The following is a 22250-nucleotide window of genomic DNA, read 5'->3' as shown; positions in this document are numbered from 1 at the left end:
GCACCGACGGGGGAAGCATGAGCATCGACAAGCGCCTGACCGAACTGGGAATCACCCTGCCGGAGGCGGCGGCGCCGGCGGGCTCCTATGTGGCCTGCGTGCAGGCGGGGAACCTGCTCTTCGTCTCGGGGCAGCTGCCGCCCGACATGACGAAGGGGCGCCTCGGCGATGGCGTCACGGTCGAGGCCGGGGCGGCGGCGGCGCGGGGCTGCGCGATGGTGCTGCTGGCGCAGGCGCGGGCGGCGCTCGGCTCGCTCGACCGGGTGGCGCGGGTGGTGAAGCTGACCGGCTTTGTCGCCTCGACGCCGGACTTCACCCAGCAGCCCGAGGTGGTGAACGGCGCCTCCGACCTGATGGTCGAGGTCTTCGGCGATGCCGGCCGCCACGCCCGCGCCGCGGTCTCCGCCGCCGCCCTGCCGCGCGGCGTGGCGGTCGAGGTCGAGGCCGTGTTCGAGGTGCGATGATGCCCGCGCCGCCGCTGCCCCGCGCCTTCCTCGACCGGCCGATTGCGCATCGCGGGTTGCACGGGCCGGGCGTGCCGGAAAACAGCCTTGCCGCCATCCGCGCCGCCGCCGATGCGGGATACGGGATCGAGATCGACATCCAGCAGGCCGCTGGCGGCGAGCCGGTGGTGTTTCACGACTACGACCTGCAGCGCATGGTCGGCTCCGAGGGGTATGTCGCGGATACCACGCTGGAAGAGCTGGCGAAGATGAAGCTCGGCACCACGGCCGAGACGATCCCCTCGCTGGCCGAGGTGCTGCGCGACATGAAGGGCCGCGCGCCGCTGCTGATCGAGATCAAGGACCAGGACGGGCGGCTGGGTGCGAATACGGGCGACCTGCAGGACCGCGTGGCGGCGATGCTGGTCGCGTATGACGGCCCGGTCGCGGTGATGTCGTTCAACCCCCATGCCGTGACCGCCTTCCACGCCGCCGCGCCGGGGATCCCGGCGGGCCTGGTGACCTGCGGCTTCGAGGAGGACGACTGGCCGATGCTGGACGAGGCGGGCCGGGCGAAGCTGTCGCGGATCGAGGATTTCGAGCGCAGCGAGGCGTCCTTCGTCAGCCACGATCACCGCAATCTGGCCAACCCCGCCGTCGCCGCGCTGAAGGCGCGGGGGGTGCCGGTGCTGGCCTGGACGCTCCGCTCGGAGGAGGCGGCGAGGGCCGCGCGCGCAGCCGGGGCCGACAACGTGACCTTCGAGGGCTACGAGGCCCGGCGGTGACCCGGCGGCTCCTGGTGACGGGCGGCTCGCGCGGGATCGGCCGCGCGGTGGCGCTGGGCGCGGCGGCGCGCGGCTGGGACGTGGCGCTGAGCTATGTCTCCGACGCCGCCGCAGCCGGGGCGGTCGCCGATCAGGCGCGGGCGGCAGGCGTCCGGGCGCAGGCGATCCGCGCCGATGCCACGGAGGAGGCCGACACGCTCGCGCTCTTCGACGCGGCGGAGGCGGGTTTCGGCGGCATCGACGTGGTCGTGGTGAATGCCGGGATCATCGCCACGGCGATGCCGCTGGCCGAGATGGACCTCGCCCGCATCGAGCGCATGATCCGCATCAACCTGACCGGCGCGCTGCTGACGGCGCGCGAGGCGGCGCGGCGGCTGCCCGAGGGCGGCGCGATCGTGTTCCTGTCCTCCGCCGCCGCCCGCAACGGCTCTCCGGGCGAGTTCGTGGACTACGCCGCCAGCAAGGGCGGCGTCGACTCGCTGACCATCGGGCTGGGTAAGGAGCTCGCGCCGCGCGGCATCCGCGTGGCCGGCGTGCGGCCGGGGCTGATCGAGACCGACATCCACGCGAGCAGCGGCGACCCGGCGCGGGTCGCGAACCGCATGGGCGGGGTGCCGATGGGCCGCGCCGGGACCGCGGAGGAGGTCGCCGAAGCGGTGCTGTGGCTCGCATCGGCGCAGGCGAGCTATGTCACCGGCGCGATCCTCGACGTGGCCGGGGGGCGGTGAGGAAGCCGGGGGCTGCCGCCCCCGGACCCCGGCGGATATTTGAGGACAGAAGAAGGGGTGCTTGCGGGCCGTATTCGGGAGCTTAAGTCAGCAGCCATGACCGAGCTTGCCGTTTCCGTCCTGCCATCCCTCGAAGGGGTTGCCGCCGCCGACTGGGACGGATGCGGCGCGGGGGTCAATCCGTTCACGACCCACCGCTTCCTCTCGGCGCTCGAACGCTCGGGATCGGTCGGCGGGCGGACGGGCTGGACCCCGGCGCATCTGGTGGCGCGGGTGGGCGGCGCGGTTGCGGGCGTGGCGCCGCTCTACGTCAAGAGCCACTCTCAGGGGGAATACATCTTCGACCACGCCTGGGCCCATGCCTGGGAGCGGGCGGGGGGCAGCTACTATCCGAAGCTGCAGGGCGCGGTGCCCTTCACGCCCGTCACCGGGCCGCGGCTGATCGCGCCCGATCCGGCGGTGCAGCGGGCGCTCCTGGAGGCGATGACGAAGGTGGCGGGGCAGGCGGGGCTCTCGGGGGTGCATGTCACCTTCTGCACCGGGGCCGAGGCGGAGCTTGGCGAGGCCGCGGGGTTCCTGCGCCGCACCACGCAGCAGTTCCACTGGTTCAATGACGGCTATGCCAGCTACGACGACTTCCTCGCCGCGCTCAGTTCGCGCAAGCGCAAGGCGATCCGCAAGGAGCGTGAGCGGGCGCAGGATTTCGGCGGCACCATCCGCAGCCTGCGCGGGGACCAGATCGAGGACCGCCACTGGGACGCCTTCTGGACCTTCTACCAGGACACCGGAGGGCGCAAATGGGGCCGCCCCTACCTGACCCGCGCCTTCTTCGACGAGCTTCACGCCACCATGCGCGACGACTGCCTGCTGATCGTCGCGGAGCGCGGCGGGCGGCCGGTCGCGGGGGCGCTGAACCTGATCGGGCCGGATGCGCTCTACGGCCGCTATTGGGGCTGCATCGAGGACCACCCCTTCCTGCATTTCGAGCTCTGCTACCATCAGGCGATCGACTGGGCGATCGCCCACCGCCTCGCCCGCGTCGAGGCCGGTGCGCAGGGCGAGCACAAGCTGGCGCGCGGCTACCTGCCGGTCGAGACGCATTCGCTGCACTGGCTGGCCGATCCGGGCTTCAGCCGCGCGGTGGCCCAGTATCTCGAGCAGGAGCGCGCAGCGGTGGATGACGAGATCGAGGTGCTGACCGATTACGGCCCCTTCCGCCGCGGCCCGCTGCAGCAGGAGCAGGACTGACGCCTCCCGTCTCGATCAGTTGAGCGCCCGCGGCCTTGCGCGCGGGCGGCGCCCCGGTCACCCTCCCCGCGCCGCATCCGACGAGGACCCCCATGCGCCCGCTTCTCGCCGCCCTGCTCCTGACGCCTGCCGCCGCACTGGCCGAGATGCCGCCCGGCGTCAGCCATTTCACCCTGCCGAACGGCCTCGAGGCGGTGGTGATCGAGGATCACCGCGCGCCCGTGGTGGTGCAGATGCTGTGGTACCGCATCGGCTCGGCCGACGAGGCGCCCGGCGAGTCCGGGATCGCGCATTACCTCGAGCACCTGATGTTCAAGGGCACCGAGAAGCTGGCGGCGGGCGAGCTGTCGCGCACCGTCGCCGCCAATGGCGGCATCGACAATGCCTTCACCTCCTACGACTACACGACCTATTTCCAGCGCATCGCCTCGGACCGCCTCGACCTCGTGATGGGGATGGAGGCCGACCGCATGGCGAACCTGCGGATCAGCCAGGACGACTGGCTGACCGAGCGCGACGTGGTGATCGAGGAGCGCGCGCAGCGCACCGACAGCGATCCGGCGGCGCTTTTCAGCGAGGAGCGGACGGCGGCGCAGTTCCTCAATCACCCCTACGGCCGCCCGGTGATCGGCTGGAAGCACGAGGCCGAGGCGCTGACGCGCGAGGATGCGCTCGCCTGGTATGACGCGCATTACGGGCCGGACGACGCGATCCTCGTGGTGGCGGGCGACGTGACCGCCGAGGAGGTGCGGCAGCTGGCCGAGGCGCATTACGGGCCGATCCCGCCCAAGGACCGCGATGGCCGCCCCGAGCGCCCGCAGGAGCCGCCGCAGCGCGCGCCGCGCCGGTTGCAGATGGAGGACCCGCGCGTGGCGCAGCCGGTCATGGTCCGCACCATCCTCGCGCCCGAGCGCAACGCGGGCGACCAGCGCGAGGCGGCGGCGCTGACGGTTCTGGCGGCGCTGCTCGGCGGCTCGCAGCAGACCTCGGTGCTGGGCCGGGGCCTGGTGCTGGAGGGGACGGCGCTGCATGCGGGCGCGGGCTATGACGGGACGTCGCTCGATCCCACGACCTTCCGCTTCTCGCTGGTCCCGGTGCCGGGCGTGGCGCCGGAGGAGGCCGAGGCGAAGCTCGACGCGGTCTTGGCGGAGTTCGTGGCGGAGGGGCCGGACCCGGAGCAGATGGAGCGGGTGCGGGTCCAGGTGCGGGCGCAGGAGGTCTATGACCAGGACAGCGCGCATGGGCGGGCCTATGACTACGGCATGGGCCTCGCCACCGGGTTGACGGTCGAGGACGTGAACGCCTGGCCGGACCTGCTGGCCGAGGTGACGCCGGACGAGGTGCAGGAGGCGGCGCGGGCGTTGATCGCCAGCCCCGCGAGCGTGACCGGCTGGCTGCTGCCCGGTCCCGCCGATGTGCCCGCCTCGGGGGCCGATCCGCTGCCGGAACCGGCGCCGGTCGTCGTCGCCGGTGCGGTGACCGGTCCGTTGCCGCCGCAGGACACCTCCGGCCGGACGGTCCCGCCGACGGCCCCACCGCCCGATGCTCTGATCCCGGACGATGCGGCGGCCCAGCCCGAAGCCGAGGAGGTGCAGAAATGATCCGTGCCGTATTCACCGCCGCCGTGATCGCCCTCGCCACCGCGCTCCCGGCGCGGGCCATCGACATCCAGGTCACCACCTCGCCGGGCGGCATCGAGAGCTGGCTGGTCGAGGATCATTCGATTCCCTTCACCGCGCTGACGATCATGTTCCGCGGCGGCGCCTCGGTCGATCCGCCGGGGGGCCGCGGCGCAATCAACCTGATGACCGGGCTTCTGGAGGAAGGCGCCGCCGACATGGACGCGACCGCCTTCGCGGAAGCGGTGGAGGCGACGGGGGCGGTCTTCCGTTTCGATGCCAGCGACGAGGCGGTCGCGGTCACGGCGCGGCTGCTGACCGAGACCCGCGACGAGGCCGCGGGCCTGCTCGCCGCCGCGCTGACCGAGCCGCGCTTCGACGACGACGCCGTCGGGCGCGTGAAGGGGCAGGTCGAGGCGATCATCCGGCAGGAGGACACCGATCCCGGCACAATCGCCCAGAAGGCCCTCGCCCGCGCGGCCTGGGGCCAGCATCCGCTGGGCAGTTCGATCAACGGCACGCTGGAATCCGTGGCTGCCATCGGCCCCGAGGAGCTGCGCGCCGCGAAGGCTCGCGTCATGGCGCGCGACCGCGTGGTGGTCGCGGCGGCGGGCGATATCGACGCGAAGGCGCTCGGCGCTCTGGTGGACCGCGTGCTGGGCGGGTTGCCGCCCGAGGCGACCGTGCCGCTGCCGCCGAAAGTCGCGCCCGCGCTCGGCGGCGGGGCCGAGGTCATCGACTGGCGCAGTCCGCAGACGGTGGTGGCCTTCGCGCAGCCGGGGCTTGCCCTGGACGATCCCGACTTCTTTCCGGCGCTGGTCGCCAACTACGTCCTCGGCGGCGGCGGCTTCAGCTCGCGCCTCACCGACGAGATCCGCGAGAAGCGGGGGCTGACCTATGGCGTCGGCACTGGGCTTTCGAACGGGCTTTTCGGAGACATCTGGGCGGGGGGCATGTCGTCGGGGAACGAAAGCGTGGCCGAGGCGGTGGAGCTTGTCCGGGCCGAGTGGCGGCGGATAGCCGAGGGTGGCGTGACGCCGGAGGAACTCGAGACCGCCAAGACCTACCTGACCGGCGAATACCCGCTGCGCTTTGACGGCAACGGCAAGATCGCGGGCATCCTCGGGGGCATGCAACTGATGGGCATGCCGCCGGACTATGTGAACACCCGCAATCCGCGGATCGAGGCGGTGACGCTCGAGGACGTGGCCCGCGTGGCGCGGACCCGGATCGACCCCGAGGCGCTGACCTTCGTGCTGGTCGGCCAGCCCGAGGGGCTGTGAGCGCGCCGCGCGGTGAGGCCGCGCGGCGCCATGGCTCAGCGGACCTGAACCGCGCCGGTCGCGCCTGCGAGTCCACCGGCCGCCGCGCCCACGGGTCCCGCGACCACCGCCCCGGTCGTGGCGCCGGTGACGGCGCGGGTGGCGGCGTTGGGGCCGCAGGCGGCGAGGGCGAGGACGCTGCCGCAGAACATGAGGGTGGCGAGGGTTTTCATCTGACTGATCCTTCCCGGAGGTTTGCGCGGAGTTGCGGGAAACAACCTCGACAATGGGCGGATGAGTTCCGCGAGACACCGGAATCATTTGGCCGTCCCGGCGGGACCTGCTAGATATGGGGGCATGAACACCCGCCCCCTCAACATACGCCCGGTCATCCGCCAACTGGACGAGGGCGCCGCGAACCGCATCGCCGCGGGCGAAGTGGTCGAGCGGCCGGCCTCGGCGGTGAAGGAGCTGGTCGAGAACGCGCTCGACGCCGGCGCGCGGCGGATCGAGGTCGCGATCGCGCGCGGCGGCAAGGCGCTGATCCGGGTCCGCGACGACGGCTGCGGGATGTCGGCGGAGGATCTGCCGCTCGCCATCGCGCGGCATGCGACCTCGAAGATCGACGGCAGCGACCTGCTGGACATCCGCAGCTTCGGCTTCCGGGGCGAGGCGCTGCCCTCGCTCGGCGCGGTCGGGCGGCTGACGATCACCGCGCGCGCGGCGGGCGAGGCCGGGGCGGCGATCACGGTCGAAGGCGGGCGCCTCGGCCCGGTGCGGCCGGCGGCGGCCAACCAGGGCACCGTGGTCGAGCTGCGCGACCTGTTCTTCGCCACGCCCGCGCGGCTGAAGTTCCTGCGCTCGGACCGGGCCGAGACCCAGGCCATCGCGGAAGTCCTGCGCCGCCTCGCGATGGCCGAGCCGGGCGTCGGCTTCGTGCTGACCGAGGAGGAGGGCGCGCGAGTCCTGTTCCGCGCCGACCCGGAGCCGCTCGAGGCGCGGCTCGGCCGGGTGATGGGGCGCGATTTCATCGACAGCGCGCTGCCGGTGGAGGCCGAGCGCGACGGGCTGCGGCTGACGGGCTGGGCGGCGCTGCCGACCTATTCGCGCGGCGCTGCGGTGGCGCAGCATCTCTACGTCAACGGCCGCCCGGTGCGCGACAAGCTGCTGACCGGGGCGCTGCGGGCGGGTTATTTCGACGTTCTGGGGGCCGGGCGGCACCCGGCGGCGGTCCTCTATCTGGCCTGCGCGCCGCAGGGCGTGGACGTGAACGTGCATCCGGCCAAGGCCGAGGTCCGCTTCCGCGATCCCGACGCGGCGCGCGGGCTGGTCGTCTCGACCCTGCGGCATCTGCTCGCCGGGACCGGGCAGCGCCGCGCCTCCGCCCCATTGGCCACCGCGACCGCCGCCGCCTTCCGCCCGTGGACGCCCGCGCCTGCGGCCGTCGCCGCGTCCTACGCCGCGCAGGCCCCGCTCGCGCCCGGCTTCGCCGAGGCGCAGGCGCGGATCGAGTCGCCGGAGGCGGAGGCCCCGGACGCGCCGCTCGGCGCGGCGCGGGCGCAGCTGCATGGCAACTGGATCGTGGCCCAGACCGCCGACGGCATGGTGATCGTGGACCAGCACGCGGCGCATGAGCGGCTGGTCTATGAGCGGCTGAAGGCGCAGGCCGAGGGCATCGTGCCGCGGCAGGCGCTGCTGATCCCGCAGATCGTGGAACTGTCCGAGGCCGACATCGCACGCCTCCTGCAAGTGGACGACGACCTCGCCCGCCTCGGCCTCGCCGTCGAGCCCTTCGGCGGCACCGCCGTCGCCGTGCGCGAGGTGCCGGCCGCGCTGCCCGACCTCAACGCCGCGGCGCTGATCCGCGACATCTGCGACGATCTGGCCGAGCAGGGCGCGTCGGACCGCCTCAAGGCTCGCACCGATGCGGTGCTGTCCTCGATGGCCTGCCACGGCTCGGTCCGCAGCGGCCGCAGGCTTACGGGCGAGGAGATGAACGCGCTGCTGCGCGAGATGGAGCGCACTCCCCGCGCCGGGCAGTGCAACCACGGGCGGCCGACCTGGGTGGAGCTGAAGCTCGCCGACATCGAGCGGCTCTTCGGGCGCTGACCTGCGACCGCCTGTTCGGTTGACCGCCGCCGCGCCGAGACGGAGAATGGGGCGGAAAGGAACTGCCATGCTCGACATCACGCCCCAGAAGATCGCCCGCGTCATCCTGAAGGCCCGCGAGGTCGAGAGCGCCGGCGGCCGCCGCTCGGGCACCTGGCATCACCTGCGCGACTTCATCGCCGGGCTGAACGAGGACGAGCAGGCGAGCCTGACCGCCGTCATGTGGATCGGCCGCGACAGCTTCGCGCCCGACGAACTGGGCGAGGCGATTGCGACTGCGCGGGCGGAAAAGACGGTGCCGACCGAGGACTACCTGCTGGGCGATCCCTCGCTGGCCGACTATCTCGAGGGCGGCATGGAGGCCCTCGGCCTCTCGCCCGAGGAGGCCGAGGACGAGGTGATGGGGCGGGGCTGAGCCGCCGTCCCGCCGCGAAGGGGCGTCACTCGCCCCGGCTCACCCGGATCATGCTGCCGTTGTCGGCGTCGATCAGCAGCATCAGCGCCCCGTCCGGCGCCACGGCCACGTCGCGCACCCGGCCGATGCCCTGCAAGTGCCGCGCCTCGCCCGCCACGCGGTCGTCCTGCATGTCCAGTCGCACCACCGCCTGCGCCTGCAGCCCGCCGATCAGGAAGTCGCCCTGCCATTCGGGGAACATCTCGCCCTCATAGACCACCATGCCCGAGGGCGCGATCACCGGGTCCCAGTAGTAGACCGGCTGCTCCAGCCCTTCCTGCGCGGTGATCCCTTCGCCGATGGGCTCGCCGGAATATTCCTCGCCATAGGTGATGATCGGCCAGCCGTAGTTCAGCCCCTCCTGAGCGAGGTTCAGCTCGTCCCCGCCCTGCGGCCCCATGTCCACGACCCAGAGCCGGCCCTGATCGTCCAGGGTCGCGGCCTGGATGTTGCGGTGGCCCTTGCTGTGGACCTCGGGCATCCAGCCCTCGATGCCCGCCCCGGCCGGCTCGCCGGTGGGGCTGATGCGGATGATCTTGCCGAGGTGGTTGTCGTCCTCCTGCGCCGTCATGCGCGGCTCCATGTCCGAGCGTTCGCCCAGCGTGATGAGGAGCCGCCCCCCGTCGTCCAGAACAAGGCGCGAGCCGAAATGCTTGCCGGTCGCCCAGGCCGGTTGCTGGCGGAAGATCTCCTGCACGTTCTCGAGCGCGGTGCCGTCTTCCGACAGCGTCGCCGTGATGACCACGGTTTGCTCGGGACCCTGATCGGTCCTCTCGTCGGCACCGAGCGTCGTTGCCTCGGGCGCGGCGTAGCTGAGGAACAGGCGGCGCGACTCGGCGAAATCCGGGGCGGCGAGCACGTCGAGCAAGCCGCCCTGCTCTTTGACATACATGGGAGGCAGGCCGGTGATCGGCTCGGACAGGGTGCCGTCCTCGGCAACGAGGCGCAGGTTGCCCGCGCGTTCGGTCACGATCCACTCGCCCGAGGGCAACAGGTCCATGCCCCAGGGATGGTCCAGCCCTTCGACCACCGCCGTGGTTTCCAGCGGGATGTCGTCGGCCATGACCGGTGCGCGGGTCTGGCCCTCGAATGCGGGCTCGTTCTCCGGGACGTTCGGAGGGGCGGCGTTGAAATCCTGACCAAGCGCGGGACCGGCTAGCGCGGCTGCCGCCGCGGACGCGAGAAGCGTGCGGAACATCGGGTTCTCCTTTCATCCGTAAGGAAGGGGAACCCATGCGCGCGGCCGTTGTTCCGTCAGCCTCCCGGCGTGGCGTTCACATCGGCATCCGCGCGATGGTCCACCCGCGCCATGTGCTGGGCGATGCGGCCGATCTCGACCAGCCACTCGCCGACCAGCACCGGGTCATGCGTCGCCGCATGGACGCCGAACGGGACCGCGCCATCCGCGACCGCCTCCACCGCCATCGCCACCGGGACCGACACCAGCTGCGCCATGGCGCTGCCGTCCTCGGTCCCGTGGGCGTCCAGCACCCATTCCTTGTGGAACACCGTCTCGTCCCCGCGGCGCGCGCGCAGGCCGACGCAGAGGACCACGCGGTCCGGCTCTCCCGCTTCGTAGGAGTTGTCGCGCCAGAACTGCCCGGCCATCTCGGCCAGCCGCGCCTCGCCCTCCTCGCCATGCAGGCGCTCGACCTCGTCGAACACCTCGGACCAGGCTTCCTGCCAGCCCTTGAGGCGGATGGTGCCGCGCACGAAGTCGCTGATCTCCCAGGCCGGGTCGAAGGCGTATTGCTCGATGAAGGGCAGCGAGTCGCGGTTGGGATAGACCTCGAAGCGCTCCGGCACGGGCAGCGGCGCGTCATAGGCGGTGATCGCGTGCCAGGGCCGCTCGACCGGGTGCCGCTCGCCGCCCTTGAGCGACAGCGAGGGCGAGCGGAGCGCGCGCAGCACGCCCAGCGGGGACCAGCTGAACTTGTAGCGGAACGGGTTCGGGAACTTCGGCACGCCGCCGCAGTAGGAGGTGAAATCGACGGTGTCGCCGTCCTGCGCCACGGGGCGGTAGTCGGCCACCAGGTCATGCGCCATCAGGTGGTCGATGCCGGGGTCAAGGCCGACCTCGTTCATCAGCACCACGCCCGCCTCCTTCGCGGCGTCGTCGAGCTCGCGCATGCCCGGCGAGACATAGGAGGACGAGACGAAATGCGCGCGCTTCTCGATGCACAGGGCGGCGATGGCGACGTGCCGGTCCGCTGGCAGCATGGAGATGACGATGTCGCCCGCGGTGACGGAGTCGCGCAGCGCCTCGGGGATGAAGGGGCGGATGTCAGCCTCGCGGCCCCCGACCGCCTCGCGGGCCTTCTCAACGGTGCGGTTCCAGACGACGACCTTCCGGCCCGCGTCCAGCAGGCGCCGCAGGCCGGGGGCGGAGGAGAGGCCGGTGCCGACCCAGTGGATGGTGGGCTCAGACATGTCAGGCTTCCTTCACGTGGTTGTCGAAGAGCGCGCGCGCGCGGCCCCAGGGGCCGTCCTCGATCCGGTCGATGGTCTCGAGCACCGGAAGAAGCTGCCGCGCGAAATCCTCGCTGCTCTCGGCGGGCAGCAGCGAGGGCAGGTTGTCGATCGCCATGACGTCGAGGGCTGGGTCCGTGGCCACGCGCAGCGCCGGCGCGTTCCAGTCGGTCGCCCGGTCATAGACCTTGATCGGCGAGAAGTCCGAAGTCGGATCGCAGGCGATGTCGCCGATCACGCGCAGGCGGCGGCCGGGGGCGGTCGCGTCGGCGGGGACGAAGACCGGGGTGCCGGGCCGGGCGAGGATGCAGTTGAGGAACACCTCGTGCTGCAGGATCTCGGGGAAGGGGCCGCCATGCGCGGTCTCCTCCATGTCCCAGCGGGTGACGGGCATCCCCATCGCGGTGCAGAAATCCGCGGCGCCGGTGCCGACCCGGCCCTTGGCGCCGATCACGATGGCATGGGGCCGCATGCCGCCGGTGCCGTCGAGTTCCGCGCGCACCTCCTCCAGCATCGCCTCCTGGCTGGGATAGGCTCTGACCGGCGGACAGATCTCGCCCCGGTGTTGCGCGGTCAGGCATTTGAGCGACACCGCCGCGCCCGCGAAACCGGCCCAGTAGCCGAAGGCGGCGAGGCGGCGGCCGGTTTCGTCGGTGAGATATTCGAGGTCGTAGAGCGCCCCGCCGCCCTCGCGGAAGCGGCTCAGCAGGATGCGCCCGGCGGGCTGGCCCTTGTAGGCATGGCCGAACATGACGTGCCGGTGCGAGAGCGGCGTGCCGTCCCCCGGCAGCTCCTTGAGGCCGAGGATGATCGCGTCCGGGGGGGCGGAGAGCCAGCTTCCCTCGGGCGCGATCTCGGCCCCTTCGCGCGCATAGGCCGCGGTCGGGATGACGCGCCGAGCGCTCTCCTCCACGGTGATGCGGTGGCCCTGCTGGCGCAGGCGGCGGACCCCCTCGGGGGTGATCCCGGTGCGGTCCTCGTTCGGCCGGCTCTCGGCCCTCACCCACAGATGCGCCATGTCCGCCCTCCATCAGATGCCCGGCTGTTATCGCCGCCACGCGCCTGCGGCAAGGCTCAGCGCCCGGCTCCGATCCGCGGCTCGGTGCCCGCGCGCAGGCGGGCGATGTTGGGCCGGTGGCGGAGGAAGATCAGCGCCGCCATGAGCGTCGCGGCGAGGGCGACGCCGGGGAGGCCGAGGGCGAGTGCGACAAGTGGCGCGAGGGCGGCGGCGACGAGGGCGGAGAGCGAGCTGATACGGCTGACAATGGCGGTCAGGAGCCACGCCGCGCAGGCGGCGAGCCCCACCGGCCAGGCGAGCGCGATCAGCGTGCCGAGGAAGGTTGCGACCCCCTTGCCGCCACGGAACCCGAGCCAGACCGGGAACAGATGCCCCGCAAACGCCGCTGCCCCCGCGATGACCGCCGCCGGCTCTCCGCCCCATGCCCGCGCGAGCAGCACCGCAAGCGCGCCCTTGCCGCCGTCGAGCAGCAGCGTCGCAAGCGCCGCGCCCTTGTTGCCGGTCCTCAGCACATTGGTCGCGCCGATATTGCCCGACCCGATCGCGCGCAGGTCGCCGAGGCCGAGCGCGCGCGTCAGCAGCACGCCGAACGGGATCGACCCGAGGAGGTAGCCGCCGAGCGCCGCAAGGATCATCTCACCCATCCCCGAACACCCGTGTTCCGCCGACCCATGTGCCCAGCACCCGCCCCTCCATCCGCGCCCCGTCGAAGGGCGTGTTCTTCGATTTCGACCGCAGCGTGAAGCGGTCCAGCACGAAGGGCGCGTCGGGGTCGAACAGCACCAGATCCGCCGGCGCGCCGGGGCTGAGGCTGCCGCCCTCCAGCCCCAGCCGCCGCGCCGGGTTCAGCGACATCGCCCGCCAGAGTTGCGGCAGGCTCAACCCGCCCTGATGATAGAGGCGCATCGCCGCCGGCAGCAGCGTCTCCAGCCCCACCGCGCCGGGGGCGGCGGTGGCGAAGGGCAGGCGCTTGCTTTCCTCGTCCTGCGGCGTGTGGAAGCTGCCGATGACGTCGATCAGGCCCGAGGCGACGGCCTCGACCACGGCCATGCGGTCATCCTCGGACCGCAGCGGCGGGGTGAAGCGGAAGAAGGTGCGGTAGTCGCCGACGTCGAACTCGTTCAGCGTCAGGTGGTGGATCGAGGTGCCGGCGGTCACGTCCAGCCCCGCCGCCTTGGCGCGCTGCAAGGCGGACAGGGCGCAGGCGGCGGTGATCTGGTCGGCATGCCAGCGGCAGCCGGTCGCCTCGACGAGGGCAAGGTCGCGCTCCAGCCCCATGCGCTCGGCGATGGGGGCGACGGCGGGCAGGCCGTAGAGGGCGGCGAACTTGCCGGAGGTCGCCACCGCGCCGCGGCTGAGGCCGGGGTCCTGCGGATGGCCGACGATCAGCGCATCAAGGCCGCGCGCGTAGGTCATGGCGCGCGAGAGCAGCCGCGTGTCGGCGACGACGCGCACCCCGTCAGTGAAGGCAACCGCGCCCGCGTCCTTGAGGAACGCCATCTCGACCATTTCCGCGCCGTCGCGGCCGCGGGTCAGGGCGGACTGGTGGCGGATGCGGACCGGGGCCTCGGCGGCGCGGCGGCGGGCGAACTCCACCGCCTCGGGATTGTCGAGCGGCGGCAGCGTGTCGGGTCGGGCGACGATGGTCGTGACGCCCCCCGCCGCGGCGGCAAGCGCGGCCGAGCGCAGCGATTCCTTGTGCCGCTCGCCCGGCTCGCCGATCTTCACGCCCCAGTCCACGAGGCCCGGCGCGAGGCACTTGCCACGGCAGTCGATGACGGTCCCGCCTTCCGGCTCGGGGCCGGGGGCGATGCGCTCGTCCACGACGACCAACTCGCCGAGGCGGTCGGTCTGCGCCTCCGGGTTGATCAGCCGGGCATTCCTGAAATGCAGCGTCACGCGCGTGCCTCCGATTTCTCTGCGAGAAATCGCAACCATCCTTCGCAGAAGGATCGCATCTGCCGCTCAGACACGAATGCCCTCCTCCGTTGCCCGCGCCCCGCGCTCGGCCCGCAGGTTCCGCGCCAGAAGGTCCAGCGCCGCCATCCGCACCGCCACCCCCATCTCCACCTGGTCCTGGATCACGCTGCGGCGGATGTCGTCGGCGATGGTGCCGTCGATCTCCACGCCGCGGTTCATCGGCCCCGGATGCATGACGATCGCGTCGGGCTTGGCGCGCGCCAGCTTCTCGGCATCCAGCCCCCAGCGGTGGAAATACTCGCGCGCCGAGGGGATGAAGCCGCCGTCCATGCGCTCCTTCTGCAGCCGCAGCATCATCACCACGTCGGCCCCTTCCAGCCCCGCCGCCATGTCCTCGAACACCTCGCAGCCGAAGCCGTCCGCGGGCATCAGCGTCGCCGGGCCGACGAGGCGGATGCGGTTCTCCATCTTGCCGAGCAGGATCAGGTTCGACCGGGCCACCCGGCTGTGGGCGATGTCGCCGCAGATGGCGATGGTCAGGCGCTGCAGCCGCCCCTTGGCGCGGCGGATGGTCAGCGCGTCGAGCAGCGCCTGCGTCGGATGCTCGTGCCGCCCGTCGCCCGCGTTCACCACCGCGCAATCGACCTTGGAGGCGAGCAGGCTCACCGCCCCGCTCTCGGGGTGGCGCACCACCAGCAGGTCGGGACGCATGGCGTTCAGCGTCAGCGCGGTGTCGATCAGCGTCTCGCCCTTGGTGACGGAGGACTGCGCCACGGCCATGTTCATCACATCGGCGCCGAGGCGCTTGCCCGCCAGCTCGAAGCTCGCCTGCGTGCGGGTCGAGGGCTCGAAGAACATGTTGACCTGCGTCAGCCCCTCGAGGGCGTCGGCCCGCTTCACCGTGCGGCGGTTCAACTCGACATAGCGTTCGGCGAGGTCGAGAAGCGTGACGATCTCCGCCGGCGCGAGCGGCTCGATCCCGAGCAGGTGTCGCTGGCGGAACGTCATCGGCGGCCCCTCCGGTGGTCGCGCCCGCTATCGCAGATGCGGCGCGGGCCGGCAACCGCTGGCCGGGGCGCCCGCGCGCGGCTAGTTTCCCGCCATGACCATGGCCCCCCGATTCCGCGGCATCGAGATCGACGGCGCGACCGCGCTCGCGCTGCTCGACTGGCAGCGCGAGATGGGGGTGGACGAGGCGATCCTCGACGCGCCGGTGGACCGGCTGGAGGCGCCGCCGCCTCCGCCCGTGCCGGCTGCGCCTGAGCCTGCGCCGGCACTGCCGCTCGGGGATGACGTTGTGGCCGCGGCCGAGCGCCTTGCGGCGCAGGCCACCGACCTCGCTTCGCTGGCCGAGTTGCAGCGCGGATTCGACGGGATCGAGCTGAAACGCGGCGCGCGCAGCTTCGTCTTTGCAGACGGCAATCCGGCGGCGCGGCTGATGGTGATCGGCGAGGCGCCGGGCGAGGAGGAGGACGCGCAGGGCCGTCCCTTCGTGGGGCGCGCGGGGCAATTGCTCGACCAGATGCTCGCCGCGATCGGCCTGTCGCGCGCGGCGCCTGACCCGGACCGCGCGGTCTACATCGCCAATGTCCTCACATGGCGCCCCCCCGCCAACCGTCGCCCCGAGCCGCAGGAGATCGCCGCCTCGATGCCGTTCCTCGCGCGGCATGTCGAGCTCGCAGACCCTGAGGTGATCGTGCTGATGGGCAACACGCCTTGCCAGGCCGTGCTCGGCCGGCAGGGCATCCTGCGGCTCCGGGGCCAGTGGACCGAGGCTTTCGGGCGGCCCGCGCTGCCGATGGTCCACCCGGCCTACTTGCTCCGCAACCCGGCCGCCAAGCGCGAGGCCTGGGCCGACCTGCTCGATCTGTCGGCGCGGCTGGGCCTCTGACCTAGTCCTGCGCCGGATCGTAGTTCTTCGGCGGCTGCGCGGTGTCCTTCAGCGCCGAGACATCCGCCCCGGCCCCGGCGAGCGCCGCCTCCGCTGCCTCCCGCTCCGCCGCATCGAGTTCGGGCGTGCGCGACAGAATCCAGGCATAACCCCCTTCGGGCGAATGGACCGCGGCCCAGGGATAGGCGCCCCCGGCCGGCTCGCCCACGGCGACGATGACGTAGTTCACGCCCTGGTCGTCTGGCGATTGCGGGAACTGGACGTTGAAGGTGTTGAGGTTTCCGCCGACGACCTCGGCGGTGCCCTCGACCTCGGCACTGCCTTCGGCCGTGTCGCAGCGGTTCAGAACCCGAAGCGTCTCATCGTCCACCAGCTCGTAGAGCGCGGTCGTGCCGCCGGTGCACATCGCCTGGAACGGCATCGGCGTGCTGGCCACCTCGTGCCAGAGGCCGACATAGGCCTGTGGGTCAATCTGCTGGCCGGTGGCGGTGCCGGCCTCCTGCGCCATCGCGGGCGCGGCGAGGAGGACGAGGGCGGCGAGGCCGAGGGACAGCTTCATGGCGGGAACCTTTCGCATGGGACGGGCCTCAACCGCTCCCGCACCCGGCGGTTCCGCCTTCTTCTGTCTGAAAATATCCCGCGGGGGCCCGGGGGCGCGAAGCCCCCGGTGGTTCAGCCGGGCGCACAGCCCGCGTATTCGACCGCGCCGCCGTTGCCGATCAGCGTGAGGCGCAGTGTCGCGGGGTCGAAGGCGTAGTCGTCCGCCTCGGGCACCGCGTCGGCGCGGGCGACGAGGGTGCCGTCTTCGACCGAGAGTTCGGCCTGCGAGACCCAGACCGGGGCGGGACCCTCGCCGGTCGCCAGCTCGATCGCGGCGGCTTCGGCGGCGGCCTCGGGCAGTCGGGCGGCGAGCCGGAAGCCGTCAGCCGTGGGCGTCGTCTCGCAGGCGGGCAGGGGCGTCCCCTCGGCGGGGCCGCGGGACAGCGCCGCCTCGATCGCCGGATCGGGGCTCTCCCCGGGGGGCGGCGCGGCGAGGGACAGATGCGCCGGGATGCAGATGTCGCGGCAGAGGCCGAGATCCATCGTCAGTGCCAGCGCCACCGGCTCGCCGGGGCGCAAGGGGGCGATCTCGACCGGCAGCAGCAGGCGCTCCTCGAAGCCGAGGGCCAGCATGCCGCCGCTGTCGATCACCTCCGGCGCGGGCCAGTGATAGGTGACGCGGCCGGCGTTTTCGGAGGCGCTCCAGTCGAACAAGGGTTCGATCCCCGCCTCGCCGGGGCTGCGCCAGTAGGTCTTCCAGCCCGGTTCGAGGGTCAGTTCGACCGCGGCCATGCGGTTGCCCTCGGCCGTCACCCAGCCGGGATGCAGCACCGCGCCGAGGAGGCCGGGCGGCGGCGCGGCCATCCCGGCCCCGGGCAGGAGGGCGAGCGCGAGGGCAAGGCGGATCATGGAGACCGGATAGACCCGCGCGCCGCTGCCGGGAAGTCACAACCGCGCGTCCGCCGCCTGCCACGGGGCTTGTGAACCGCGGCCCCGGACCCGATGTTTGAGGTTGAGACACGGAGGCGCCGATGGACGACCACGCCACCCTGACCGGCAAGATGCTGATCGCCATGCCCGGCATGCGCGACCCGCGGTTCGAGCGCTCGGTCATCCTGATCTGCGCCCATTCCGAGGACGGGGCGATGGGCCTGGTGGTCAACCGGCCGCTGCCGGACCTGAAATTCGGCGAGCTTCTGGTCCAGCTCGGCATCGACCGCGGCGCGGAGCCGCGCAAGGTGCCGGTGCATTTCGGCGGCCCGGTCGAGCCGGGGCGCGGCTTCGTGCTGCACGCGCTGCCCGGCGAGGGCAAGAGCGACCACGAGGGGCAGGCGCGGATCGCGCCGGGCCTCGGCATGACCACGACGCGCGACATCCTCGAGGATCTGGCCCGCGGGCGGGGGCCGGAGCAGGCGGTGCTCGCGCTCGGCTATGCCGGCTGGGGGCCGGGGCAGCTCGAGGGCGAGATGCTGGCCAATGGCTGGCTGACCGCCGACCGCAACGACGAGCTGCTGTTCGGTGGCGACGATGCGGGGAAATGGGCGAAGGCGATCCGCGGGCTGGGGATCGACCCGTCGCTGCTGTCCGGCGCGGCGGGACACGCCTGAGGCGACGGCGACTTGTGACAGACAAGGCCCCGGCGGGCCTTGTTGCGACGGAGGTCGGCGTCTGCCCTCGTGGACACGAAGCGTCCGCGGTGGAGGGTCTACCGCGGCGCCGCCGCCCGCCGCAGCCGGTCGTTGATGGCGGCACCGAGGCCCGCCTGCGGCACCCGCGCCACGGCAATCGGTTGTCCGCGCGCATCGGCACGGCGCAGCACGTCGAAGAGGCGCGCGGCGGCCTCGACGGTGTCGCCACTGGCGGAAAGGGTGAGGGGACCGTCCTCGCCGAAGCCGATCCATGTCTCGCCCGGACGCGCGGCGTCGGCGTCCATCCGCAGCGGCACGCGGGGCGCGTAGTGGCTGGAGAGCTGGCCCGGCGCGGTCGGCTGGTCCGCGGAAGGCTCCGGCGCCGCGAGCGGCTGGCCGAGCAGCGCCTCGACCGCCTCCGCCGCCAGACCGCCCGGCCGCAGCAGCTGCCAGCCCGGGGCGCTGCGCCCGAGGATCGTCGATTCGACCCCCACCGGGCAGGGCCCGCCATCCAGCACCGCGGCGATGCGGCCGCCGAGTCCGGTCTCGGGATCGAGCACATGCCCGGCCGTGGTCGGGCTGACCCGTCCCGAGGGATTGGCCGATGGCGCGGCGAGCGGCCCGCCAAACGCCGCCAGCAGCGTCCGCGCCACCGGATGCGCGGGCACCCGCACCGCCACCGTCTCCAGCCCCGCCGTGACCAGCGAGGCGATCCCCGCGTCCTCGCGCAAGGGCAGCACCATCGTCAGCGGCCCCGGCCAGAAGGCTGCCGCGAGCGCCCGCGCCGCATCGTCGAACACCGCCACCGCCTCCGCCGCCCCGGCATCCGCCACATGCACGATCAGCGGGTTGAAGGCCGGCCGCCACTTGGCGGCATAGACCCGCGCCACGGCCCTTCCGTCGCGCGCATCGCCGGCGAGGCCGTAGACCGTCTCGGTCGGGATCGCCACGACCTCTCCCGCCGCCAGCAGGGCGGCGGCGCGGGCGATGCCATCGGGATCGGCGCGGAGGTGTTCGGTCATGACGCGGCGTAGAAGTGGAGGGTGGGCTTGCGGTTGCGGGGCCGGGCGCGGCAAGGTCGGGCGATACGCCGCCCCGCCGCGCTTGTGAAGCGGGGCCACCGCGAAGGAGCTTTCCGCATGGCCTATGTCGCGCCGGTCGAGGACACGCTGTTCATCCTGCGCCATGTGGTGCCCCTGTCGGAGGTCGCCGCCACCGAGCGCTTCGCGGAAGCCACCGGGGAGACCGCCCACGCGGTGCTGACCGAGGCCGGGCGCATGGCGACCGACGTGCTGGCGCCGCTGAACCGCGAGGGCGACCTCGCGCCGGCGCGGCTCGAGAACGGGCGCGTCCGCTCCTCGCCCGGCTTCGAGCGCGGCTATGCGGCGATTGCCGAAGGTGGCTGGATCGGGCTTTCCTCCACCCCCGACCACGGCGGCGCCGGGCTGCCGCAGGTGTTGAACCAGGCGGTCGGCGAATACATGGCCGGCGCCTGCCTCGCGTTGCAGCTGAACCCGCTGCTGACCCAGGGGCAGATCGAGGCGCTTGAGCATCACGCCGACGAGGCGATGCAGGCGACCTACCTGCCGAAGCTGATCTCGGGCGAGTGGAACGGGACCATGAACCTGACCGAACCGGCAGCCGGGTCGGACGTGGGCGCGCTCAGGACGCGGGCCGAGCCGAATGGCGACGGCAGCTACGCGATCACGGGCCAGAAGATCTTCATCACCTGGGGCGACAGCGACGTGACGGAGAACACCTGCCATGCGGTCCTCGCCCGGCTGCCGGACGGGGTGCCGGGGGTGAAGGGGATCAGCCTTTTCATGGTCCCGAAGCTCATCCCCGACGAGAACGGCAAGCCCGGCGTCGCCAACAACCTCAAGGTCGTCAGCCTCGAGCACAAGATCGGCATCCACGGCAGCCCGACCTGCGTGATGAGCTTCGAGGGCGCGCAGGGCTGGCTCATCGGCGAGCCGCACAAGGGCATGGCGGCGATGTTCACGATGATGAACGCGGCTCGGCTGGCCGTGGGCGTGCAGGGCGTCGGCGTGGGCGAGGCGGCGCTGCAGAAGGCCGCCGCCTACGCCGCCGAGCGTGAGCAGTTCGGGCCGATCATCCGCCACGCCGATGTGCGCCGGATGCTGGCCACCGCGCGGGCCGAGGTCTTTGCCGCCCGCGCCATCTGCCTCGCCTGCGCGCAGGCGATCGACCTTGCGCGCGCCACGGGCGACCCCGACTGCGCCGCCCGCGCCGCGTTCCTGACGCCGATCGCCAAGGCTTGGGGCACCGATGTCGGCTGCCGCGTGGCCGATACCGGCGTCCAGGTCCACGGCGGCATGGGCTATATCGAGGAGACCGGCGCCGGGCAGTTCTGGCGCGACGTGCGGATCACCCCGATCTACGAGGGCACCAACGGCATCCAGGCGATGGACCTCGTCGGCCGCAAGCTGGCCGATGGCGGGGCGGCGGGCTTCGCGCTGATCGACGAGATGCAGGCCGGGGCCAAGGCCGCGCAGGAGACGCTGCCCGACCTCGCCGAGGCGGTCTGGCAGGCGGCCGAATCGCTGCGCGAGGCGACCGCGGCGATGGCCGAGGCCTCGGGGCCCGACCGCAACGCAGGCGCGGTGCCGTTCCTCGCCGCCTTCGCGCGGGTGCTGGGCGCGCACTACCACCTGCGCGCCGCACAGGCCGGCGACGAGAGCCGCCGCATCCTCGCCCGCATCTATGTCGAGCGGGTGCTGCCGCGGATCCTCGGCGACCTGTCCGAGGCCCGCGCCGGGGCCGCCGACCTCGACGCGCTGCCCGACGCGGCCTTCGCTGGCGCCGCGGGCGCGTGAGCGGGGCCAGCCGCCTCGGCTTTCCCTTTGCAGAGCCGCCCGCTCCCGGCGCGGTGATCGAGGTCGCCCCCGGCATCCTCTGGGCGCGGCTGGCGCTGCCGATGAAGCTCGACCACGTCAACGTCTATGCCCTCGCGGACGAGGACGGCTGGACGGTGGTCGATACCGGCTTCGACACAAGCCCGACGCGGGAGGCCTGGCAGGCGCTGCTGGACGGGCCACTGGCCGGGCGGCCGGTGGCGCGGGTGCTGGCGACGCATTCGCATTCCGACCACATCGGCCTCGCGGGCTGGTTCCAGGCGCAGGGGGCGGCGCTTCTGGTCTCGCGCACGGCATGGCTGACGGCGCGGATGCTGTGGCTCGACGTGCAGGAGCGGCCGGTGCCCGAGCAACTGGCCTTCTGGCGCATGGCGGGGATGGACGAGGCGCTCATGGCCACGCGGCAGGCCGAGCGGCCGTGGAACGCGGTGGATGTCTGCCACAGCCTGCCGTTGGGCTACACCCGGCTGCGCGAGGGCGCGACGCTGCGCCTCGCCGGGCGCGACTGGACCGTGCGAATGGGCGAGGGGCATGCGGCGGCGCATGCGACGCTCTGGACCGACGCGGTGGTGCTGGGCGGCGACCAGCTGCTGCCGTCGATCTCGCCCAACCTCGGCGTCTATCCGACCGAGCCGGAGGCCGATCCGGTCGGCGACTGGCTGGAAAGCTGCGCCCGCCTCGGCAGCCATGCCACCGAGACGCAACTGGTCCTGCCGGGCCACGGGCTGCCCTTCACGGGCCTGCCCATGCGGCTCGCGCAGCTGATCGAGAACCACACCGCCGCCCTCGACCGCCTCGCCGCCGCGCTCGCCGAGGAGCCGCGCACGGCGGCGGGCTGCTTCGGCATCCTCTACCGGCGGCGGATCGGCGCGGGGGAATACGGCCTCGCGCTCGTCGAGGCGGTGGCGCATGTGAACCGGCTGCGGCGCGAGGGGCGCGCGCGCGAGGTCGGGCGCACGGAGAGCGGCGCAATCCTCTGGGGGGCGTGACAGGCCGGACCAGTTCGGCTAATCCCTGAGGCCGACCGCGACGCGACGATTGCCTGAGGCGAGGGACGAGATGGCGACCACGACCACCACGACGACGACCACCACCCGCCGCGATGCGCCCGCAGGCGGGCATGTCCACGGCACGATGGACGCCACCCGGCAGGACAAGACCTTCCACGGCTTCATCAAGGTCCTGACCTGGAGCGCGGTGATCTCCATTCTCACGCTGATCTTCCTGGCGCTGGTCAACGCCTGACGCCGGCCGCCGCCG

General features: G+C 72.6%; 23 protein-coding genes. 13 read left to right on the top strand and 10 right to left on the bottom strand.

Translation table 11 applies throughout. From position 1 onward, the window contains the following. Positions 1-17 precede the first annotated feature (17 nt). The 6 genes from GI374_RS04885 (at position 18) to GI374_RS04860 (ending at position 6106) form a co-directional block, all read left to right on the top strand. Positions 18-464: a RidA family protein gene (locus GI374_RS04885; protein ID WP_154335889.1), complete on the top strand. Its 447-nt coding sequence runs from the start codon at positions 18-20 to the stop codon at positions 462-464. Then, entirely contained in the window at positions 464-1228 is a 765-nt protein-coding gene (locus tag GI374_RS04880; RefSeq protein WP_154335888.1) for a glycerophosphodiester phosphodiesterase family protein, read from the top strand. Before GI374_RS04885 ends, GI374_RS04880 begins: the two co-directional genes overlap by 1 nt. Beyond that, positions 1225-1956 (top strand): SDR family oxidoreductase, encoded by a 732-nt coding sequence (locus tag GI374_RS04875; protein WP_370515147.1) that lies wholly within the window; start codon positions 1225-1227, stop codon positions 1954-1956. The genes GI374_RS04880 and GI374_RS04875 overlap by 4 nt, the downstream gene beginning before the upstream one ends. A 96-nt stretch (positions 1957-2052) precedes the next feature. Beyond that, positions 2053-3204 carry a GNAT family N-acetyltransferase gene (locus tag GI374_RS04870; RefSeq protein WP_154335886.1) on the top strand — a complete coding sequence of 384 codons (1152 nt, stop codon included), beginning with the start codon at positions 2053-2055 and terminating at the stop codon, positions 3202-3204. A 92-nt stretch (positions 3205-3296) separates the two neighbouring features. After that, the gene (locus GI374_RS04865) at positions 3297-4805 is read left to right on the top strand and encodes a pitrilysin family protein (RefSeq protein ID WP_154335885.1); all 1509 of its coding nucleotides are present in this window, start codon (positions 3297-3299) and stop codon (positions 4803-4805) included. After that, a complete protein-coding gene (locus GI374_RS04860; protein ID WP_154335884.1) occupies positions 4802-6106 on the top strand; it encodes a pitrilysin family protein in 1305 nt (434 codons plus the stop codon). The genes GI374_RS04865 and GI374_RS04860 overlap by 4 nt, the downstream gene beginning before the upstream one ends. Positions 6107-6141: 35 nt before the next feature. Here the strand turns inward: GI374_RS04860 and GI374_RS18815 are convergent, their stop codons facing one another. After that, entirely contained in the window at positions 6142-6318 is a 177-nt protein-coding gene (locus tag GI374_RS18815; RefSeq protein ID WP_195759833.1) for a hypothetical protein, read from the bottom strand. A gap of 124 nt (positions 6319-6442) precedes the next feature. Here GI374_RS18815 and mutL point away from each other — a divergent pair, with 124 nt between their 5' ends. Next, positions 6443-8194, top strand: coding sequence for a DNA mismatch repair endonuclease MutL (mutL, locus tag GI374_RS04855; protein ID WP_154335883.1), 1752 nt, complete (start codon positions 6443-6445; stop codon positions 8192-8194). Between the two features lie 67 nt (positions 8195-8261). Then, positions 8262-8609 carry a DUF3775 domain-containing protein gene (locus GI374_RS04850; RefSeq protein ID WP_154335882.1) on the top strand — a complete coding sequence of 116 codons (348 nt, stop codon included), beginning with the start codon at positions 8262-8264 and terminating at the stop codon, positions 8607-8609. A gap of 25 nt (positions 8610-8634) precedes the next feature. Here GI374_RS04850 and GI374_RS04845 read toward each other — a convergent pair whose 3' ends face one another. From GI374_RS04845 to GI374_RS04820, 6 genes are all read right to left on the bottom strand, one after another. Further along, positions 8635-9846, bottom strand: a complete 1212-nt coding sequence (locus GI374_RS04845) for a PQQ-dependent sugar dehydrogenase (protein ID WP_154335881.1) — start codon at positions 9844-9846, stop codon at positions 8635-8637. 56 nt (positions 9847-9902) lie between these two features. After that, the gene (locus GI374_RS04840; RefSeq protein ID WP_154335880.1) at positions 9903-11078 is read right to left on the bottom strand and encodes a saccharopine dehydrogenase family protein; all 1176 of its coding nucleotides are present in this window, start codon (positions 11076-11078) and stop codon (positions 9903-9905) included. 1 nt (position 11079) lies between these two features. Then, positions 11080-12135, bottom strand: coding sequence for a saccharopine dehydrogenase (locus tag GI374_RS04835; protein ID WP_154335879.1), 1056 nt, complete (start codon positions 12133-12135; stop codon positions 11080-11082). A 56-nt stretch (positions 12136-12191) separates the two neighbouring features. Then, positions 12192-12779 (bottom strand): glycerol-3-phosphate 1-O-acyltransferase PlsY, encoded by a 588-nt coding sequence (gene plsY, locus GI374_RS04830; RefSeq protein WP_154335878.1) that lies wholly within the window; start codon positions 12777-12779, stop codon positions 12192-12194. Beyond that, positions 12772-14034, bottom strand: a complete 1263-nt coding sequence (gene pyrC, locus GI374_RS04825) for a dihydroorotase (protein WP_370515146.1) — start codon at positions 14032-14034, stop codon at positions 12772-12774. Before pyrC ends, plsY begins: the two co-directional genes overlap by 8 nt. Positions 14035-14100: 66 nt before the next feature. Then, complete coding sequence (locus tag GI374_RS04820) at positions 14101-15063, bottom strand: aspartate carbamoyltransferase catalytic subunit (RefSeq protein WP_154335876.1); 963 nt, start codon at positions 15061-15063, stop codon at positions 14101-14103. A 94-nt stretch (positions 15064-15157) separates the two neighbouring features. Here GI374_RS04820 and GI374_RS04815 point away from each other — a divergent pair, with 94 nt between their 5' ends. After that, positions 15158-15946: a uracil-DNA glycosylase gene (locus tag GI374_RS04815; protein WP_154335875.1), complete on the top strand. Its 789-nt coding sequence runs from the start codon at positions 15158-15160 to the stop codon at positions 15944-15946. 1 nt (position 15947) lies between these two features. Here the strand turns inward: GI374_RS04815 and GI374_RS04810 are convergent, their stop codons facing one another. Together GI374_RS04810 and GI374_RS04805 are read right to left on the bottom strand one after the other, a co-directional pair. Further along, positions 15948-16505 (bottom strand): lipocalin family protein, encoded by a 558-nt coding sequence (locus tag GI374_RS04810; RefSeq protein WP_229582601.1) that lies wholly within the window; start codon positions 16503-16505, stop codon positions 15948-15950. A 113-nt stretch (positions 16506-16618) separates the two neighbouring features. Further along, a complete protein-coding gene (locus tag GI374_RS04805) occupies positions 16619-17395 on the bottom strand; it encodes a protein-disulfide reductase DsbD domain-containing protein (RefSeq protein ID WP_154335873.1) in 777 nt (258 codons plus the stop codon). Between the two features lie 122 nt (positions 17396-17517). On the opposite strand from GI374_RS04805, the gene GI374_RS04800 reads away from it, so the two are divergent. Continuing rightward, entirely contained in the window at positions 17518-18093 is a 576-nt protein-coding gene (locus GI374_RS04800; RefSeq protein ID WP_154335872.1) for a YqgE/AlgH family protein, read from the top strand. A gap of 98 nt (positions 18094-18191) precedes the next feature. Here the strand turns inward: GI374_RS04800 and GI374_RS04795 are convergent, their stop codons facing one another. Further along, on the bottom strand, positions 18192-19136 hold the full coding sequence (locus tag GI374_RS04795) for an L-threonylcarbamoyladenylate synthase (protein ID WP_154335871.1): 945 nt from the start codon (positions 19134-19136) through the stop codon (positions 18192-18194). 117 nt (positions 19137-19253) lie between these two features. Here GI374_RS04795 and GI374_RS04790 point away from each other — a divergent pair, with 117 nt between their 5' ends. The 3 genes from GI374_RS04790 (at position 19254) to GI374_RS19625 (ending at position 22235) form a co-directional block, all read left to right on the top strand. Then, on the top strand, positions 19254-20951 hold the full coding sequence (locus GI374_RS04790) for an acyl-CoA dehydrogenase (protein WP_154335870.1): 1698 nt from the start codon (positions 19254-19256) through the stop codon (positions 20949-20951). Beyond that, entirely contained in the window at positions 20948-21979 is a 1032-nt protein-coding gene (locus tag GI374_RS04785) for an MBL fold metallo-hydrolase (protein WP_370515144.1), read from the top strand. The genes GI374_RS04790 and GI374_RS04785 overlap by 4 nt, the downstream gene beginning before the upstream one ends. Positions 21980-22049: 70 nt before the next feature. Next, positions 22050-22235 (top strand): aa3-type cytochrome c oxidase subunit IV, encoded by a 186-nt coding sequence (locus tag GI374_RS19625; RefSeq protein ID WP_154335869.1) that lies wholly within the window; start codon positions 22050-22052, stop codon positions 22233-22235. The last annotated feature ends 15 nt before the right edge of the window (positions 22236-22250 follow it).

The organism is Paracoccus sp. S-4012 (assembly GCF_009674885.1).
In the GTDB taxonomy this organism is placed as follows: domain Bacteria; phylum Pseudomonadota; class Alphaproteobacteria; order Rhodobacterales; family Rhodobacteraceae; genus Paracoccus.
The sequence above is the reverse complement of the archived record's forward strand: the minus strand, read 5'-3'. Positions and strand labels throughout refer to the sequence as shown.

Bases quoted from the DNA above. Each gene is read 5' to 3' on its own strand.
- GI374_RS04885 (WP_154335889.1), top strand. From the start codon at position 18: ATGAGCATCGACAAGCGCCTGACCGAACTGGGAATCACCCTGCCGGAG.
- GI374_RS04880 (WP_154335888.1), top strand. From the start codon at position 464: ATGCCCGCGCCGCCGCTGCCCCGCGCCTTCCTCGACCGGCCGATTGCG.
- GI374_RS04870 (WP_154335886.1), top strand. From the start codon at position 2,053: ATGACCGAGCTTGCCGTTTCCGTCCTGCCATCCCTCGAAGGGGTTGCC.
- GI374_RS04865 (WP_154335885.1), top strand. From the start codon at position 3,297: ATGCGCCCGCTTCTCGCCGCCCTGCTCCTGACGCCTGCCGCCGCACTG.
- GI374_RS04860 (WP_154335884.1), top strand. From the start codon at position 4,802: ATGATCCGTGCCGTATTCACCGCCGCCGTGATCGCCCTCGCCACCGCG.
- GI374_RS18815 (WP_195759833.1), bottom strand. From the start codon at position 6,318: ATGAAAACCCTCGCCACCCTCATGTTCTGCGGCAGCGTCCTCGCCCTC.
- mutL (WP_154335883.1), top strand. From the start codon at position 6,443: ATGAACACCCGCCCCCTCAACATACGCCCGGTCATCCGCCAACTGGAC.
- GI374_RS04850 (WP_154335882.1), top strand. From the start codon at position 8,262: ATGCTCGACATCACGCCCCAGAAGATCGCCCGCGTCATCCTGAAGGCC.
- GI374_RS04845 (WP_154335881.1), bottom strand. From the start codon at position 9,846: ATGTTCCGCACGCTTCTCGCGTCCGCGGCGGCAGCCGCGCTAGCCGGT.
- GI374_RS04840 (WP_154335880.1), bottom strand. From the start codon at position 11,078: ATGTCTGAGCCCACCATCCACTGGGTCGGCACCGGCCTCTCCTCCGCC.
- GI374_RS04835 (WP_154335879.1), bottom strand. From the start codon at position 12,135: ATGGCGCATCTGTGGGTGAGGGCCGAGAGCCGGCCGAACGAGGACCGC.
- plsY (WP_154335878.1), bottom strand. From the start codon at position 12,779: ATGGGTGAGATGATCCTTGCGGCGCTCGGCGGCTACCTCCTCGGGTCG.
- GI374_RS04820 (WP_154335876.1), bottom strand. From the start codon at position 15,063: ATGACGTTCCGCCAGCGACACCTGCTCGGGATCGAGCCGCTCGCGCCG.
- GI374_RS04815 (WP_154335875.1), top strand. From the start codon at position 15,158: ATGACCATGGCCCCCCGATTCCGCGGCATCGAGATCGACGGCGCGACC.
- GI374_RS04810 (WP_229582601.1), bottom strand. From the start codon at position 16,505: ATGAAGCTGTCCCTCGGCCTCGCCGCCCTCGTCCTCCTCGCCGCGCCC.
- GI374_RS04805 (WP_154335873.1), bottom strand. From the start codon at position 17,395: ATGATCCGCCTTGCCCTCGCGCTCGCCCTCCTGCCCGGGGCCGGGATG.
- GI374_RS04800 (WP_154335872.1), top strand. From the start codon at position 17,518: ATGGACGACCACGCCACCCTGACCGGCAAGATGCTGATCGCCATGCCC.
- GI374_RS04795 (WP_154335871.1), bottom strand. From the start codon at position 19,136: ATGACCGAACACCTCCGCGCCGATCCCGATGGCATCGCCCGCGCCGCC.
- GI374_RS04790 (WP_154335870.1), top strand. From the start codon at position 19,254: ATGGCCTATGTCGCGCCGGTCGAGGACACGCTGTTCATCCTGCGCCAT.
- GI374_RS19625 (WP_154335869.1), top strand. From the start codon at position 22,050: ATGGCGACCACGACCACCACGACGACGACCACCACCCGCCGCGATGCG.